A 17,494-nucleotide genomic window follows, 5' to 3' on the forward strand; every position below is an offset into this window, starting at 1 on the left:
AAAGCGTTTTGATTCAGATCAAGCGGTGAATACGCCGGGTAATGCACTGTACAGATAAGTCGAAAAAGTTTGTTCTTTGTCAATAAAGAGGCACTCTTTGGACGCACGTGTGTTTTTTATTCACTGGTCTCTGTGATGAGGATTGAAATTTGTCGTAGCGTTTTTCATTTTTAACGCGAAAATTGGCATTGTTTTGTGACATTCGGTAGGGTTTAAAAAACAACAAACAATAAACCTTCAACGGGTATTTTTTATTTTTTCAGGGGAGAACAACGGTGCGTAAATTATGGGTAATGGCAATTGGTTTAGGTATAAGCCAATGTGCATTAGCGGCACCTTCCATCGAAACCTTTACTAAAGGCATGGAAGAAAAAGACGGGTTTATTGACCTGTATTACGACAAAAAGGCCGACAAGGTCTATCTCGAAATCGAACATTTTGACAGCCCATTTATTTTTCAGACCAGTTTGCCACAGGGCATGGGTTCTAATGACATTGGTTTAGATCGCGGCCAGTTAGGCGATACTCGTCTGGTTGAGTTTGAGCGCTATGGCAATAAGGTTATGCTCAAGCAATTAAATACTGAATATCGAGCGAGTTCAGATAATCCGGCAGAGCAAGCCAGTATCGATGAGGCCTTTGCTGATTCTGTATTGCAAGGTTTTACCGTTGTGGCGGAAACTGACGATGCCGTGATCATCGATTACACTGATTATCTTCTCAGTGATGTACATGGTATCAGTGGGCGCTTAGCGGCTACTCAACAGGGTAACTTTAAGGCAGATAAATCTCGAAGTGGTGTTTTTATTGACAAAACTAAAGCCTTCCCACTGAATACCGAAGTGGAGTCAATGGTCACCTTTGGGGGGAGCAATGCGGGAGAGTACGTACGCCAAGTCACTCCTGATCCAGACAGTATTACTGTGCATCTTCATCATTCATTTGTTGCCTTGCCAGACGATGGTTATGAACCTCGTCAGTTTGACCCCATGTCGGGGTATTGGTCTCACAGTTATCAAGACTACTCTGCGCCGATTACTGCACCTATGCGACAGCAGTTGATCAATCGACATCGTCTCGCCAAAAAAGACCCAACAGCGGCGGTTAGTGAAGCGGTCACACCGATTATTTACTATCTCGACCCTGGTATTCCAGAGCCAGTGATGAGCGCGCTAAAAGACGGCGCAAGCTGGTGGAATCAGGCATTTGAAGCTATTGGGTACAAAGATGCGTTTCAGGTGAAAGTATTACCGGAAGATGCAGACCCGATGGACGTGCGTTACAACGTGATTCAATGGGTGCATAGAGCAACAAGAGGGTGGTCTTATGGCTCTTCTGTTGTCGACCCGCGCACAGGCGAAATTATCAAAGGCCATGTGACCTTGGGGTCGCTGCGCGTGAGGCAAGACTATCTTATTGCCCTTGGCCTAACCAGCCCGTTTAGCGATGATAACGCAGACATCACACCTCAAAAGGAAATGGCGTTGGCACGTATTCGCCAGCTGTCGGCGCACGAAGTGGGCCACACATTAGGGATTGCCCACAACTTTGCTGCCAGTGAATATGGCAGAGAGTCAGTGATGGACTACCCACACCCCAGAATCACAATGAAAGACGGCGAAATTTCTCTGGATGGGGCCTACGATACTGGAATGGGAGAGTGGGACAAGCACGCCATTGCTTACGGATATCAGGATTTTGTATCAGCCGAAGCAGAATCTGAAGGGTTGGCGCACATTGTGGCTAATGCCAGAAATAAAGGCATGCGATTTAAATCTGATGCCGATGCGCGTTCAGCGGTGCATGGTTCGGCCGACGGTCACCTATGGGACAATGGCACCGACCCCATCAGCGCCTTCAATCATATTAGTATGATCCGGCGAACAGCGTTGAATAATATGGGCATAAACACGCTTCAAACAGGGCAAGGTTTGTCTGCTTTGGAAGATGCCTTCGTACCGGTTTTTTTACTGCATCGCTATCAACTTAACGCATTAGCGAAACAAGTGGGGGGGGTGAATTACGAGTATGAAACCAAAGGTGCCTATGAAGAGCCTAAAGGGCAAACATTTGTGTCGGGTACTACGCAAATCGAAGCGATTAACCTGATGATTGAAGCCTCGACAGCACCTTACTTAACAATCCCTGACAATGTGTTGTCATTAATTACCCCTAAAGTGTATGGCGATTACGCGAGCCGAGAGCATTTTAAAGGGCGAACAGGCCGAGTATTTGATCCCGCTTCGGCGGCAGAAGCGGCGGCAGGATATAGCTTGTCGTTGCTATTGCACCCTGAAAAACTCAACCGTTTGGCGTGGCAACACGACCATAACAGCCAAGTGCCTTCACCTGCACAATTGGTGCATTCGATATTGTCACAGCATTTCTTTAAAGCAAAGAGCAAGCCGTCAATACTGGCCAAGCGTTTGCAACTCGTCGCCCTGAATAGCGTGATGAAATCATTGAGTAACGATACCTTGGCTCCCGAAGTGAAAGTGTCTATTGAAGACGTACTACTCGACTTTACCGAGTGGTTGGATGATGAAGATGATATTCCGGGTAACCGCGTGTTAGAGAAACACTTTGAGACGTATTGGGAAACCGGTGCCTGGCCAGCGTTTTTCGACGTTGCACCTATGCCACCTGGTTCGCCAATTTAAACTTTTCGTGAACAACATAAAGCCGGTTATGCGATTGCCTTACCGGCTTTTTTTATCTACACGTCATTACTCGGGTGAGGTAATGTCGAAATACTCGGTGAAACATTTATACAATTGAGTTCCGCTTAACACCGAAGCTGAAGGAAAGTGTAACATCGGGATAAGATCACAAGGTGCGATCACGTCATGGGTGGCGTTGTCGTTGTCGAGTTCATCGATGTTGAGTACTCGAGCCAGTCGTTCGCCTTTCTTCACGTGTTGGCCGGGTTTAGCGCAATATTCCACCATGCCTCCCCACTGGGTAAACAGCGTTTTGTAGTGTTGTAAATACACCCCAATACGGTGCATAGTTGCGGGAGATATACCACTGTTTGTTACCGCGCCTTTTGCTGTTAAATAGCTCAGTACACTCTGTGCGTCTATTTTCCCTTCACCAAATTCTATGACTTCCTGACTGCCCATTTCTAGTGTGAACGCTTCTACGTCAAAATTCACTGATCGACCAAAGCGTGCACTGAGCGCATCTTGCAACGTCCACCACGGACAAAATGTGGCTTCGTCCAATGCGCCGGCAAATACGTTGGGAATAAAAATACAATGAGGGAAATTAAACAATGTGGCCGACGCTTTGGCGTATTCTGGAATATAGATATGACGGGTAGATACAGGACCATTGTGCAAATCGAGTACATAATCTGCATCAACCGCCATTTGCTGTAGTTTAAGGTTGAGTTGATTTGCTAAACCCAATCCCCAGGGTTGAGCGAGGCGCTCTGAGATGCATTGGCGCCAAAATTCGCGAAAACGAAGCTTAATTGAGTCGACAGATTCTTCTGGTGTAACTCTCTCGGCAAAGTCCTGCACTTTACTTTGGTCATAAAAATACCCGCGATTCCAGTTAGTACCGTTGACGGGGTCGAATCGACCTAAGGTGTATTCTCCGGCCTTGATGTTGGTGCCGATAGGGTTGCAGTTTGGCACTAATACAATTTCGCCGCAGATATCGAGCTGCTGCAGTGATTTGATCAGTTGGTGAATTACCACGTTACCTTGTACTTCCGCGCCGTGAATCGAACTTTGAATATACACTTTGGGGCCCGGGCGAGGCCCTTTAAAACGATAAATAGGTACGTTCATATTGCGGCCAGAGGCATTTTGCGCGACCACTAAATACTGTTTAGTTACCTGTGTTTTCATTGTCATATCTTTATTATTGCTGACAAACCGTGCAGGTTTGTGAGGGAGTTAATGCAAAATGTTGCCACTGATGTGCGCCCGCATCAAACATCATTAACGTATTCACCGGCAAGCGCTCTGGTTGCGTGAGATATTGCAGAGCCAATAGCGACTGATAGGTGCCGACCATAGTCACAACTGGCGCGAGTATACCAGCCTCTGTACAAGACAAGGTTTCTGGCTTGAACAGTTGACTTACGCAACCGTAACAGGCGGTATTTAGTTTGGGCTCCACGACCATCAGTTGCCCTTCAAAACGAATAGCAGCGCCAATAATTAGTGGCGTATTGGCGGCGTAACAGGCTTGATTGAGGGCTTGACGTGAAGGTACATTGTCGGTGCAATCCAATACTAAAGTGTGTTGCTCAACTAACTCCGACAAGGCTTGCTTGTTGAGTCGAGAGGTTATAACCGATACCTGACATTCATTGTTTCGTGCCAGTAAGTTATCTCGGGCGGCGTTGACTTTTTTCATGCCCACTTGGCTTTCGGTGAATAAGGTTTGCCGTGGTAAGTTGTGCAGCTCTACGCAATCATCATCCACCAACGTAAGTTTGCCAACCCCCGCGCCGCACAGAGACAAACTTGCTGCTGTGCCTAATCCACCCACACCAACGATGAGAATTGAGGCGGCACGTATGGCTTCTTGACCGTCTAAATCAATTTGCGGCAACACAATTTGTCGGTTGTAGCGCATGGCTTGCTTCACGGTTAAAGATTCTGGCATAGTGCTCTCTTCAATATACACGCTGAACTTCGCTGAATAGTCTGTACCATTACAGCTAAGTATGAGTTGTATCAATAGGTTATAAAGCTCGCTGGCTCTATACTCTGACATGTCTTAATATAGCCAGCACTATACCCAATCAGTATAAAATTGCACGTATCGGGCTTGCTAAATCGAGTAAACGCCGATGATGGGCATCAATCAAGTCACAAGCAGATATCAGGAACGCATATGTCGAGCTCTTCTATTGCATTAAATATAGCCATTCTCACTATTTCAGATACCCGTACACTCGACACCGATACGTCAGGTGACTTTTTACAACATGCAGCGGAGTCTGCGGGCCATCAGGTTGCCGCAAGAGACTTGGTGAAAGACGATATTTACCAACAACGTGCTGTGGTGTCTGGGTGGATTGCCGACGCCAACATTCACGCGGTATTGGTAACGGGCGGAACGGGGTTTACCCATCGCGATTCAACGCCAGAAGCACTCTCAGTGTTATTCGACAAAGAGGTGGATGGCTTTGGTGAGTTATTTCGTCAATTGAGCTATGAGGAAATCGGTACATCAACGATTCAATCTCGAGCGATTGCGGGTTTTGCCAATAAAACGGTTGTGTTTTGTTTGCCAGGTTCAACCGGCGCATGTCGAACAGGGTGGGAGAAGATTATCGCCTCTCAACTCGACAGTACTTATAAGCCATGTAACTTTGTTGCCCATTTGGTGGGAGATCTTTAATGGGCTTTTCTCATCTGAATGCCGCAGGCGAAGCAAACATGGTGGACGTGTCTGACAAGGCCGTGACTGTGCGCGAAGCTACCGCACAAGGTAAAATCAGTATGAATGATGCCGCGTTCTCAGCCATACAAAATGAACAGGTTGCAAAAGGTGATGTATACGCCGTAGCGCGTATTGCGGGTATTCAAGGAGCCAAGCGTTGTGCTGATCTAATCCCTTTGTGTCACCCGTTGGCATTGAGCAAAGTTGATATTTCTTTTTCTATCGATGATGCGAATCGGGCTATTTACGTGAATTGTTACTGTAAACTCAGCGGGAAAACGGGCGTAGAAATGGAAGCGTTAACTGGCGCCAATATTGCTTTGTTAACCTTGTTTGATATGTGCAAGGCATTAGACCCTGCTATGGTCATTTCCGACGTAAAAGTCCTCGATAAAAAAGGTGGCAAAACGGGTCACTGGCAAGCTGAGAATTAACATGATAACCGTGAAATTTTTCGCCCAAGTACGCGAGCAAGTTAACACAGCAGAGGTGTCTCTTGCTGTTCAAGACAATGAAACAATGGCGAGTGTGCTCGACACATTGCGTCAGCAAGGAGATGTGTGGCAACAGGCGCTGGGCGATAATTTGCTTATGGCCTGTAATCAAGCCTTGGTTGATGCCACTCACCCAGTAAAAAGCGGCGATGAAGTGGCGTTTTTCCCACCGGTTACGGGCGGGTGAGCTGATGATCGCGGTACAATCACAGGATTTTTGTCAACAAACTCTCTATGACCAAGTGCGTCAGGCACAGCCTAATGCTGGGGCGATAGTTACGTTTACTGGCTTGGTAAGAGATTACAACCAACAAGGCAATATTGAAGGGATAGAATTAGAACACTATCCCGGTATGACCGAACACGCATTAACGCAGCTGGCGGCAAATGCGCAATCTCAATTTGCCGTGCTCAACGTGAGTATTGTGCATCGTATTGGGCGTATTGCGAATCACGAACAAATTGTTTGGGTTGGCGTGGCGGCTCACCATCGTAAAGCGGCATTTGACGCCGCGTGTTTTGTGATGGATATGCTCAAACAGTCTGTGCCGTTGTGGAAGAAAGAATGGCAAAATGGTGAGGCAGAATGGGTCGCAGCGAAAGAATCTGACGCGCTCGCGGCAATGTCTTGGTTGCCATCTAAACGTTAAGCAGAGAAAAAGAATACTGATGATTAAATCTTGGATAAAGATACTTCTCGTTGCCACATTACTCTTGTCTGGTGCATGTGCACAGGCTAAAGCACTGCGTATTGCTGTGGCGGCAAACTTCGCCAAACCAGCACAAACACTGGCGACCCAGTTTGAGGCAAAAACCGGTAATAAGGTGAATGTGGTGGTTGGCTCCAGTGGCGCATTGTTTGCACAAATTTCTCATGGTGCGCCGTTTGATGTGTTTTTTTCCGCCGATAGTCAACGGCCCATGTTGTTGGCGGAACGCGGGTTGGCTGTCGCCGGCAGTGTTCAACCGTACGCGTTGGGGCGATTAGTGTTACTGGATGCGAAAAACCCTTCACCAGCACTGAGTGAGTTGTCTAATATGGCAGCCCTGCAAGCCGGCCGTAAACTCGCTATTGCTAATCCGAAACTCGCTCCTTACGGCGCGGCCGCGAAGGAATTGTTGAGCTCATTGGGCGTGTGGGATCAAAGCGCACCTCAAATAGTAATGGGTAGTAACGTATTACAAACCTATCAATATTTTACTACAGGGAATGTTGACCTCGCGCTAGTGGCTTATTCATTGGTTGCGCAAACCGACAACAAAGGCACCTTAGTGCCTGCGTCCTTTCACACGCCGATAGTGCAAAAACTCGCCCTAATGAGTAACGCGGCATCACCAGACATCGCGCAAGATTTTATTCACTTTGTGTTAGCTAAAGCGCAGCAAGCTCAATTGTCTTCATGGGGGTATAGCGCAGTGGCACCAGCTAACGTTAATGCGGCCACCAGTGATTCGAAAGAACACGATACCCAAACCTCACAAACGAGGGGTGAGGCCCTTTGAGTGCAGGGGATGTTCAGGCGTTACTGCTTACGTTAAAACTAGCGTTAGTGAGTAGTCTGTTATTGCTCGTGGTAGCAATACCTTTAGCTTGGGCGTTACACAAATGGCGCCACCCGATTGCTGATGTGGTGCAAGCGGTGGTGGCTTTACCCTTGGTGCTGCCTCCTACCGTGCTTGGTTTTTATTTGTTAATTGCTTTTGCGCCTTCAGGTGTTATTGGTCAAACTTGGTTTTCGGTGACGGGCACACAACTGGCATTCAGTTTCGAAGCCTTGGTGATGGGGTCAATGGTGTATTCGTTACCTTTCGCTGTGCAGCCTTTGATATCAGGTTTTCGACAATTCAACCGACGTTATTTGGTGGTTGCTAACATGTTGGCAATGCCTAAACGTGCTGTCTTTACTCGTGTCTTCATGCCTATAAACATGCCGCATTTTTTGACCGCTTTTGTGCTGGCATTTGCCCACACGATTGGCGAATTTGGTGTGGTGTTAATGATTGGCGGCAATATACCAGGCGAAACCAAAGTGGTATCTATCAGCCTATTTGAACACGTAGAAGCAATAGAGTACGACCACGCACATCAACTTGCTCTTGTCTTGGTTGGGATGTCATTGGCGTTATTGGTGCTGATATTTCGCCTTAATCGACGCCAGCAAAATAGCCAACCTTTCGCAGGTGGTGGGGCGGTGTTTAAATGAGTCTGTCGTTGCGTATTCAGGCCAACGAGCCTGTGCCGATAGACGTAGATATACGGTTTAATTCACCGTGTGACATGTTGGGTATCACTGGACCTTCAGGTGCGGGAAAGTCCAGTTTGTTAAGCGTGCTTTCTTGTACAACTGCAATTGAAGCCCAAGGCCAATGGGATGGTAACGACCTTAGGGAGCTTCAAGCCAAAGCGGGAGAAATACACTTATTGTACCAAACACCGGTCTTGTTCCCGCATCTCAACGTGCGCGATAACCTGGCGCTTGCTACCGATTTTGCGCGCAACCGGCCCAGCGTTAAAAGCAGGGAATTAGCAAAAGGCGAAATACAACCCACACTGCATCAAGTAGCAGAGGTGTGCGAGTGTGCGCATTTGCTCGAAAAGTCGGTGTTTACGCTGTCAGGTGGAGAGGCGCAACGCGTGGCACTGGCCAGAGGCATATTAGCCGCGCCGCGATGGTTATTGTTAGATGAAGCCACAAGCGCAATGGACAGTGCAATGAGTCAGCGTATTCTCGCTAGGCTAAGGCATTATGTTGACGCGGGATTGTTTAAAGTAGTGATGGTGTCGCATCAGCTTGCTGATATAGCGTTGTATTGTGATCAGGCTGTGGTGTTATCTGGTGGTAAAATTGAGCACTCAGGTCACGCACAAGCCTTAGTTGCCCAATACCAAAGCCAGCATACAGTACCGCGTTTTAGCGTACTTACCGGCACTCTTTGTGACAACAATCAAACAGACGCTGAATATGGGCTAATGCAATGTGTTGTGGCGCAACAGACTCTGTACGTTGCCAACCCTGTACGCGTGGGTGAAAAGGTGCATGTGAAAGTGAATGCAGACGCCGTTAGCCTTGATTTGCACACAGGGCATGAGTCGTCGATGTTAAATGCGTTACAAGCGACTATTGAGACCATCGCTTTGGTGTCTGAACATCAAGCTCTGGTGACACTGACCGTGGGGGACCAACCCTTGTATTCCCTGATTAGTCGTTTGTCGTTAGAGCGAATGCAGTTAACTCTCGGGCAGTCTGTCACTGCCCGGTTCAAATTAGATCACGCGTGAGTAACGTTGCTGGTTTAAGTTTTGTGCCAGATAGGCGTCAAACGCCATGCATATCATACGGATAAGCAGGCGGGCTTTGGGCGCAACCTGAATACTGTTGTTTGATACTGTGACTAATTGGTCTTGGATATAAGGCGCAAGTCTCGCTAAGTCTTCTGCGAAGTAATCAGTAAAACAAATCTGATATGTTTGTTCTATTGCCTTCATGTCGAGATGCAAATTACACATCAGGGTTTGGATCACGTCACGACGTATCATGTCATCTTTATCTAATACAGCGCCCTTTACCGTGATGTTTTGTTTTGCGTCTATGGCGCTGTAGTAGTCGTTCAATGTCTTAGGGTTTTGTGCATAAACATTATTCACCGCACTGATTGAAGACACACCCAAGGCCAGTAAGTCTAAGTCACCTTGCGTGGTGTAGCCTTGGAAATTGCGATGTAAATAGCCCTTGCGCTGAGCAACAGCCAGTTCATCGTCGGGTTTGGCAAAGTGGTCCATACCGATCAGGTCGTATCCTACTTGCGTTAAGCTTGTCATGGCTAACTTCATCAACGCGAGTTTATCTTCTGCGGTGGGTAACCATTCGTCTCGAATTTTCCGTTGGGCGGCAAAGCGGCTGGGTAAATGGGCATAGCTAAACAGTGAAATACGCTCTGGTGATATCGCTTTTACCGCCGCTAACGTGGTGGAAAACGACGACAACGTTTGGTGCGGTAGGCCGTAGATTAAATCAAGGTTCACTGAACGAAAGCCAATATCACGGGCGTAGTTGGCTAGGTCGGCAATATGTTGCGTGCTTTGTACGCGATTGATAGCTTCCTGCACCCCGTAATCTGTGTCTTGCAAGCCGATACTGAGGCGGTTAAACCCTAGTGCCGCAAGCGTATCCAAATAGGCTAAGTCAACAGTGCGAGGGTCAATTTCAATACTCATCTCTGGCGCTTCAACAAAGCGGAAATGTTGCTTGAGCATCGCAATCAAACGGCTTTGTTGTTCATCGGATAAAAAGCTAGGCGTGCCGCCACCTAAATGGATTTGTTGTACCGGCAAGTGAGCAAAGTGGGGAGCGCGATAAGCGATTTCTCGTGCGAGATAATCCAGATATTTGTCTGCTTTTTCGGGGTGACGGGTCACAATTTTGTTGCAACCACAGTAGTAACACAAACTATGGCAAAAGGGGATGTGGATATATAGCGATAATCCAGTCGCCTGACTATCTGCACTCGCTTTGGCTAACAGGGTGTCATCTACGCCGTCGTGAAATTCCAATGCTGTAGGGTAAGAGGTGTAGCGCGGACCATTAATATTGTATTTTTTGAGTAGTGCGCTATCAAAAAAATGATGAGTTAAGGGCGTAGGGGTCATGCTCAATTCCCGATTAGATGGCGTATGGGCAACAGAGTAACGCGGTTTTTATTGTCGGGTATTGATCTTGTTCAAATGAATAGAGGAAACCAAACCCCGTTTGCTACTAACGAGGCTTGGCTTGTTCGCAACAGCGCTAGAAACGCTTGTTGAGGGTAATGCCATATGTTCGAGGCATACCGGGATAGGCCATAATTTTGCCTTTTTGTACGGGTACATCAAAGCCGTTTTTAGCCACGTATTCCTCGTTTAGGGCATTGCGTGCCCAAAAAGTGATATCTGCGTCGTATTCCTCTAACATCCACTGCCAGCGCACGTTAAGTAGGCTGAAGCTGTCTGCTTTTTTGTATGGGTCGTTACTATCGTCTAATAAAATGTCACCGGTATATTGGTAATCTGCTGATAACACATGTTGGCTACCAAACAGTTCGATAGTTTGTTGTAGGTTTAATGCGAAGGTGGTTTGTGGTTCAAAACCTAAGCGATCACCACTGCGTGAACAATAGGCTGCGCCATCTGCCTGTCCTGGGTCTTGTACACCTGTGTGCCACGTGTATGCAACCCAACAGGTTCCTTTTTCAAATTTGTCAAAGTACGCAAGGTTACGCATAAAAGAGGCGTGTACTAGAGTATCTGCGAAGGGATACCAAGTTAGCTCCACTTCGACCCCTTTGGTATTGATGCTACCAGCATTTTGTAAGTTAAACCCACTACCTGTAAAAGTGGTGGCTTGATAATCGTCTAATGTGGTGTAGTGGCCTGCGACATTGAGTCGCAGATTATACGCTTGCCATTCTTGTTTCATTCCCACTTCGATACTTTCAGTGGTTTCTGCATCGAACACTGGGTCTAGCTCAGGTGAAATTCTGTCGGTGTTAATACCTCCAGATTTGAACCCCGTGCCCCAACTGGCATACCACAATTGGGTTGCACTGGGTTGATAACTCAGTTTTACCGTACCGGTAATTTGTTCGTCTTCTAGCTTCTCGTCTAAATCAGGACGTGGGCGAATAGATGACGTGTCTAAGAAATAGAACCCCCAGCCAGCCGATTGAAATGGAGCTAAAGCTGCTAAGTCGCTATTGCTAGGTAGTTGACCGTTGCCCAGTGCAGCAGCCGCATTATAAAGGGCAGTCGCTGCAGCAGTAGGGTTGGGCCATTGTGACCTATCTGACGACATGCCATTAATACCAGGCCCTTGCTCGGTATAGCGACCGGTGAGGGTTTTGTCTTCCCACGTATAGCGTATGCCCGTGGTTAGGGTCATGTTTTCGGCCAATTCCCAGTCGCTTTGAGCAAACAGTGCATAGCTGTTTTGTGATTGGTCAGCCGAGTGAAAAAAGTCGGTGTTTGCTGGCGTTGCTGTTGCGGCAGGCGCGATCAGCCCGCCGGTAGCATTACTCAGTTGATTGATACCGTCTACAAGAGGCTGAATTTCTGCGGCACTGGCAGCGAAAAAAGTAGGGAAAGTATCGCCAATGCGCATAGTAAAGTTAAGGTCTAACGCTTGATGAAAATAAAAGCCGCCAAAAATCGCCCGCACGTTATCACCGTCGTAATGTAAACGCAGCTCTTGAGACGTACTGCGCTGCTCGGCGTCGTTTATTGTGGTCAGGAGGTTGGCATTAGTGAAATCTGAATCGATTTCATCGTAACTATCAAAAGCTCGCAGTGCTGAAATACTCACAAGTGACCAGTCGTGAGTAAGTTGCCAGTTAACTTCAGCTGAAAGGCCGCGATCTTCCATTTTTGATGTTGGCAGTTGGCTTAAGGCGGTTTTAAAGTCATAAAAGTCGTCGCGCGTGAACAGTGTTGCATTGAGCAACGGCGACATTAACAATGCATCAGTGCCGTATTTCCCTTCAATTTCATTCGCTTCGCGATTGTCTTGCCAGGTTAATGCGGCGCAGCAATGTTCATTGAGTTCAGCGTAATCGGCAATCACTCTCACAGACAAATTATCTGTCGGGGTATAAAGCGCTTGCGCTCTAAAGCCCGAACGGTCACGGTTATTTAAGGTGTTATCGCCTAGGTATACATCGTCTACCCAGCCGTCTCGGTTTGAGGTAAATCCGGAAAAGCGCAGTGCCAGTACGTTGTCGATGGCGTTGAATGAACTAGCCGCCGCGAGGTTGAGCAAATTGTAATTACCTACTGTAACTCGCACAAACCCATCGCCATTTTCAAAACTGGGAGCTTTGGTTCGCATTACCACTGCCCCAGAAGGGGTGTTTTTACCGAACAAGGTGCCTTGTGGGCCACGTAGTACTTCTACCGCTTCAACATCGACCAAATCGTTGATCACTGAGTTTTGACGAGGGCGATATACACCATCGACATAGAGGCCGACTGAAGACTCAAAGCCAAAGTTTTGGGTGGAAGTCCCAATGCCGCGAATAGAAAAACCTGAGTTGGTGGCACTTTGACTTTGAAAAGCCTGGAACGCAGGTACGTAACCTTGTAAATCATAGAGGTCGAAAGACACGGTTTCTTCTAAATCACGACCACTTAAAGCGGTTACCGCGATAGGCACTTCTTGTAAATTCTGTGTGCGCTTTTGGGCCGTAACTTCAATGGTTTCAAGTTGGTTATTTGATGTTTGCGCAAGGCTCACGTGGCTCGCACAGCACAGCGCAATTGCGGTGAGTGGTGTTGAAAGAGATTTAACGTGAAAAGAACGTGGGGATCTAAGCATGGGATGTATCCAAATTCCGTGCAAAAAGCTAGTGACTAAAGATAGTTATTTTTATTGGTGCCCAAGGCATGGGGCTATTTTTAAGCTTACGTTAACGTAAATTAATGACAGTATCATAACGATATTCGTCAAAAATGTATCGAATTGTAAGTCTCTCGGCCTGTTGTTTTGCGCGAGCGCAAAGATTTTACCCGTCAAACTATAGTTTTTCTGAATCTAAACTCATTCACCTTATCAATTAAACTTATGCGTTAATTTTTTCTACTATGGTTAACATTGTTGTTACAAGTGGAAGGGCGTAATGGGAAAAGTGTATCTCGTGAGGCATGGACAAGCCTCCTTTGGCGCAGATAATTACGATAAATTGAGCGATGTTGGGCATCAACAAGCGCTATGGTTAGGCGAGTACTTCCGAGAGCGCAACCAAGCCTTTGACGCCGTATGGTGTGGCGATATGGTGCGTCACCAAGAAACCGCCCAAGGCATCTGTCGCGGCGGAGATTATCACCATGAGTTTTCTGTTCACACGGGTTTAAATGAATTTAATTTTCAATCGGTTGCCAACGCCTTTATCAGCGTTAACCCATCTCAGGCAGTTACAGCCAATGCCCCCCGAGAAGCTTACTATCGGTTGCTACGTCAAGCCATGTTGGCGTGGGCAGCGGGTGTGTTAGATACCCAAGGTATTGACGAGACCTGGGACCATTTTAAACACCGTGTCACTGATGCGCTGATTGCCATTCAACAACAAAAAGGCACTCAACTGGTGGTGAGTTCAGGTGGGGCAATGGCCATGATGATGGGGTTGATGCTCGATTATCCGGCTGCGTCTGTTATCAATGTCAATTTACAAATTCGCAATGCCAGCTTTGCAGAGTTGTTCGTAAATCGCGAACGCGCGCAGCTCGGTAGTTTTAATAATATTCCGCATCTGGACCAGCCTTCGCGCCAGCATGCCATTACCTACAGTTAATCTGGAGTAACGTTATGGACTTCGAATACAGTGACAAAACACAAGCGCTTATCGAGCAAGTAGACAACTTTATGCAGGCGCATATTTTCCCCATCGAAAAGGAATATATCGAAGCGGTGGAAAACGCAGAGGACAAATGGACCACACTGCCTTTGATGCATGAGTTAAAACAAAAGGCCAAAGATGCGGGTTTGTGGAACTTGTTTTTAACCAAAGAATACGCGCCCTATGGTGCAGGATTAACGAACTTGGAATACGCGCCCTTGTGCGAGCTAATGGGGCGTGTGACTTTCAGTGCAGAAGTATTTAATTGTAGTGCGCCCGACACCGGCAATATGGAAGTGCTGGCCAAATACGGCAACCAAGAGCAGAAAAAGCAATGGCTGGAGCCGCTGTTAAACGGTGAGATCCGCTCGGCGTTTGCCATGACGGAACCCGCTGTTGCCAGTAGTGACGCGACCAATATTGAAACAGCGATTGTGCGTGATGGCGATGACTACGTGATCAATGGCCGAAAGTGGTACACCAGTGGTGCGATGAACAGTAATTGCCAGATTATGGTGGTGATGGGGAAAACCGACGTGAATGCGCCCAAGCATGCGCAACAGTCGCAAATATTGGTGCCAATGAACACGCCGGGTGTAACGGTAGTGCGTCCTATGGCAGCTATGGGCTATCTCGATGAGCCAATTGGTCACGCGGAAGTGTTGTTCGACAATGTGCGCGTGCCAGCCAGTCACCTTTTGGTTGGTGAAGGTCAGGGGTTTGCTATCGCGCAAGGGCGTTTAGGTCCGGGCCGTATTCACCATTGTATGCGCTTGATCGGATGCGCCCAGCGAGCACTCGACTTAGCGTGTCAACGGGTGGAAGACCGTATCGCATTTGGTAAACCTTTGAGTAAACAACAGTCGGTACGTGAATCTATCGCCCAGATGTATTGTGATATCGAGCAAGCGCGTTTATTAACTTTGAAAGCGGCAGACAAGATGGATCGCTTTGGTAATAAGGTGGCGAGAGACCTCATCGCGGCAATTAAAATTGTTGCGCCACGTATGGCCTGTAAAGTTATTGACGAGAGTATTCAAATGCATGGCGCTATGGGCACAAGCCAAGATACCGTTTTGTCGGCCATGTATGCCTATGCCAGAACCATTCGCTTGGCGGATGGCCCAGACCAAGTTCATATGATGCAACTGGGTCGTAACCTCATCGCTGAAACGGCGAAGTAGGGGGAGCAATGAGTACCATGCAATTGGATTTACCCTTGTTGCAACACTACTTTGACGAACACTTGCCATTGGGTAAGCTCGTTGAAGCCACCAAGTTTGCGGGTGGCCAGTCGAACCCGACTTTTTTGCTTGAGACAGAAAGTGGCAAATATGTCTTGCGCCGACAGCCTCCCGGTAAGCTGCTCAAATCTGCCCATGCCGTGGACCGTGAATACCGTGTGATGCGCGCTTTAGCCGATACTGCCGTGCCTGTGCCTAAGGTATTGCACTTGTGCACAGATACTGATGTGTTGGGAAGCCAGTTTTATGTGATGGAATACATCCAAGGCGATATCTTTTGGAAAGCCGCCTTACCCGAATTAAACAATGCCCAACGAGCCAATGCGTATGACGTAATGAATCAAGTTTTGGCGGCTTTGCACAGTGTAGACGTTGAAGCCGCGGGTTTGGCTGATTACGGCAAGCCTGGTAATTATTTTGAAAGACAAGTTGGGCGATGGACCAAACAGTATCGCTTGTCGCAAACTCGTGACATACCCGAAGTCGAATCACTTATCGATTACCTTCAACAACATATACCTGAAGATGACGGGCAAGTTTCCATCGTGCATGGTGATTTTAGGCTCGATAATATGATTTTTGAGCAAGGCGACAACGACACCTTATCGATTAAAGCCATACTGGATTGGGAGTTGAGTACCTTGGGGCATCCTATCGCCGATTTAGCCTATCAATGTATGCAGTGGCGCTTACCATCAAATTTACCCAATGTGTCGGGGTTAGGTGGGCTTGATCCTAAAGCTTTGGGACTTCCCTCTGAACGAGAGTACGTTGCGTTGTATTGTGAGCGCCGTGGTATTCCACCGATTCAAAACTGGCCTTTTTATGTTGCGTTCAGTTTTTTCCGCCTGTTGGCTATTGTTCAAGGCGTGGTGAAGCGCGGTATGGAAGGTAATGCTTCAAATGATCGTGCAGTAAAACTCGAAGCCATGATTAAACCCATGGCCATACAAGCGAATGAATTGATTAAAGAAGGATAACAACATGAAAGCAATAGTTTGCCATGAGTTTGGCCCTTTGTCGTCGTTGTGCGTTGAAGACGTTTCTGACCCCACACCACAAGCAGGACAAGTGCTGATTGATGTGGAAGCTTGTGGCGTAAACTACCCCGATGGGTTGTTGGTTCAAGGCTTGTATCAAATGCAGCCCGACTTCCCTTTTATTCCCGGTAGTGAAGTTGCCGGCACCATTAGTGCGGTGGGAGACGGTGTAGACAGCCAGCTCATCGGCCAACGCGTGATTTCGGTGAACCCTTTAGGTGGTTATGCGCAAAAGATAGCCGTAGATGCTCAGCGCATCATGCCTTTGCCCGGGAGTATTCCTTCGCAAGAGGCGGCGGCATTGGTTACCGCTCATGCTACCGCACATCACGCCTTAAAGCAGCGTGCGAAACTACAACCCGGTGAAACCCTTGTTGTCACCGGCGCCGCTGGCGGAACTGGGTTAGCAGCCGTGCAAATTGGCAAGCAGATGGGAGCGCGTGTTATTGCGGTGTGTTCGAGCGAAGAAAAGCTGCAATTAGCCAAAGAACATGGGGCTGATGTTTTGATCAATTATACCGAGCAAGACCTCAAAGAAACCCTTAAAGTCGTTACCGAAGGGCGAGGTGTCGACGTAGTGTATGAATGCGTAGGTGGTGATGCTTTTCATGCATGTAGTCGCAGTATGGCTTGGGAGGGGCGCTTACTCGTGATCGGGTTTGCCGGTGGAGAAATACCCAAGTTACCCGTGAATCTCACATTGGTGAAGGGCTATTCGGTTGTAGGCGTATTTTGGGGCACGTTTACGCGTAAAGATCCAAAAGCCTTTGCTCAAAATATGCAGGAATTACTGGCTTGGTATGTTGCGGATAAAGTGAAGGTAGTTGTAGACGAAGCCTTGCCGCTCTCTCGCGCTCAGGAAGCGTTAGAAAAAGTGATGACGCGCAAGGTGAAAGGCAAAATGGTGTTAGTGCCCTAAACGAAAAAACGGCACACAAATTTGTGTGCC

General features: G+C 47.6%; 16 protein-coding genes. 12 read left to right on the forward strand and 4 right to left on the reverse strand.

The genetic code is table 11. The features are described 5' to 3' along the window. Positions 1-293 precede the first annotated feature (293 nt). Positions 294-2,660: a zinc-dependent metalloprotease gene (locus ACXAH6_RS01175; RefSeq protein WP_474875035.1), complete on the forward strand. Its 2,367-nt coding sequence runs from the start codon at positions 294-296 to the stop codon at positions 2,658-2,660. A gap of 66 nt (positions 2,661-2,726) precedes the next feature. On the opposite strand, the gene ACXAH6_RS01180 is transcribed toward ACXAH6_RS01175, so the two are convergent. Together ACXAH6_RS01180 and ACXAH6_RS01185 are read right to left on the reverse strand one after the other, a co-directional pair. Next, the gene (locus tag ACXAH6_RS01180) at positions 2,727-3,857 is read right to left on the reverse strand and encodes a peptidase M14 (RefSeq protein ID WP_474874791.1); all 1,131 of its coding nucleotides are present in this window, start codon (positions 3,855-3,857) and stop codon (positions 2,727-2,729) included. A 13-nt stretch (positions 3,858-3,870) separates the two neighbouring features. After that, a complete protein-coding gene (locus tag ACXAH6_RS01185; protein WP_474874792.1) occupies positions 3,871-4,623 on the reverse strand; it encodes a HesA/MoeB/ThiF family protein in 753 nt (250 codons plus the stop codon). A 231-nt stretch (positions 4,624-4,854) separates the two neighbouring features. Here ACXAH6_RS01185 and moaB point away from each other — a divergent pair, with 231 nt between their 5' ends. From moaB to ACXAH6_RS01220, 7 genes are read left to right on the forward strand one after another with little or no spacing between them, the layout of a single operon-like run. Then, entirely contained in the window at positions 4,855-5,364 is a 510-nt protein-coding gene (moaB, locus tag ACXAH6_RS01190; RefSeq protein WP_474874793.1) for a molybdenum cofactor biosynthesis protein B, read from the forward strand. After that, the gene (gene moaC / locus ACXAH6_RS01195) at positions 5,364-5,840 is read left to right on the forward strand and encodes a cyclic pyranopterin monophosphate synthase MoaC (protein ID WP_474874794.1); all 477 of its coding nucleotides are present in this window, start codon (positions 5,364-5,366) and stop codon (positions 5,838-5,840) included. Before moaB ends, moaC begins: the two co-directional genes overlap by 1 nt. Position 5,841: 1 nt before the next feature. Further along, positions 5,842-6,087 carry a molybdopterin converting factor subunit 1 gene (gene moaD, locus ACXAH6_RS01200; RefSeq protein WP_474874795.1) on the forward strand — a complete coding sequence of 82 codons (246 nt, stop codon included), beginning with the start codon at positions 5,842-5,844 and terminating at the stop codon, positions 6,085-6,087. Between the two features lie 4 nt (positions 6,088-6,091). Continuing rightward, positions 6,092-6,550, forward strand: coding sequence for a molybdenum cofactor biosynthesis protein MoaE (locus ACXAH6_RS01205; protein WP_474874796.1), 459 nt, complete (start codon positions 6,092-6,094; stop codon positions 6,548-6,550). 19 nt (positions 6,551-6,569) lie between these two features. Continuing rightward, a complete protein-coding gene (gene modA, locus ACXAH6_RS01210) occupies positions 6,570-7,403 on the forward strand; it encodes a molybdate ABC transporter substrate-binding protein (RefSeq protein ID WP_474874797.1) in 834 nt (277 codons plus the stop codon). Beyond that, on the forward strand, positions 7,400-8,104 hold the full coding sequence (gene modB / locus ACXAH6_RS01215; RefSeq protein WP_474874798.1) for a molybdate ABC transporter permease subunit: 705 nt from the start codon (positions 7,400-7,402) through the stop codon (positions 8,102-8,104). Before modA ends, modB begins: the two co-directional genes overlap by 4 nt. Then, the gene (locus tag ACXAH6_RS01220) at positions 8,101-9,180 is read left to right on the forward strand and encodes an ATP-binding cassette domain-containing protein (RefSeq protein WP_474874799.1); all 1,080 of its coding nucleotides are present in this window, start codon (positions 8,101-8,103) and stop codon (positions 9,178-9,180) included. The genes modB and ACXAH6_RS01220 overlap by 4 nt, the downstream gene beginning before the upstream one ends. On the opposite strand, the gene hemN is transcribed toward ACXAH6_RS01220, so the two are convergent. Together hemN and ACXAH6_RS01230 are read right to left on the reverse strand one after the other, a co-directional pair. Further along, positions 9,166-10,548 (reverse strand): oxygen-independent coproporphyrinogen III oxidase, encoded by a 1,383-nt coding sequence (gene hemN / locus ACXAH6_RS01225; RefSeq protein ID WP_474874800.1) that lies wholly within the window; start codon positions 10,546-10,548, stop codon positions 9,166-9,168. The two genes, ACXAH6_RS01220 and hemN, sit on opposite strands and share 15 nt — an antisense overlap. A 136-nt stretch (positions 10,549-10,684) precedes the next feature. Next, complete coding sequence (locus ACXAH6_RS01230) at positions 10,685-13,243, reverse strand: TonB-dependent receptor (protein ID WP_474874801.1); 2,559 nt, start codon at positions 13,241-13,243, stop codon at positions 10,685-10,687. A 301-nt stretch (positions 13,244-13,544) separates the two neighbouring features. Here ACXAH6_RS01230 and ACXAH6_RS01235 point away from each other — a divergent pair, with 301 nt between their 5' ends. Genes ACXAH6_RS01235 through ACXAH6_RS01250 form a run of 4 tightly spaced genes read left to right on the forward strand, consistent with a single transcriptional unit; the run spans position 13,545 to position 17,464 of the window. Further along, a complete protein-coding gene (locus ACXAH6_RS01235) occupies positions 13,545-14,216 on the forward strand; it encodes a histidine phosphatase family protein (protein WP_474874802.1) in 672 nt (223 codons plus the stop codon). A gap of 14 nt (positions 14,217-14,230) precedes the next feature. Continuing rightward, positions 14,231-15,445, forward strand: a complete 1,215-nt coding sequence (locus ACXAH6_RS01240) for an acyl-CoA dehydrogenase family protein (protein ID WP_474874803.1) — start codon at positions 14,231-14,233, stop codon at positions 15,443-15,445. A gap of 8 nt (positions 15,446-15,453) precedes the next feature. Next, complete coding sequence (locus ACXAH6_RS01245) at positions 15,454-16,485, forward strand: phosphotransferase family protein (RefSeq protein ID WP_474874804.1); 1,032 nt, start codon at positions 15,454-15,456, stop codon at positions 16,483-16,485. A gap of 4 nt (positions 16,486-16,489) precedes the next feature. Next, positions 16,490-17,464, forward strand: a complete 975-nt coding sequence (locus tag ACXAH6_RS01250; RefSeq protein ID WP_474874805.1) for an NADPH:quinone oxidoreductase family protein — start codon at positions 16,490-16,492, stop codon at positions 17,462-17,464. The last annotated feature ends 30 nt before the right edge of the window (positions 17,465-17,494 follow it).

This window comes from Alteromonas sp. ABE4_545, from assembly GCF_056161325.1.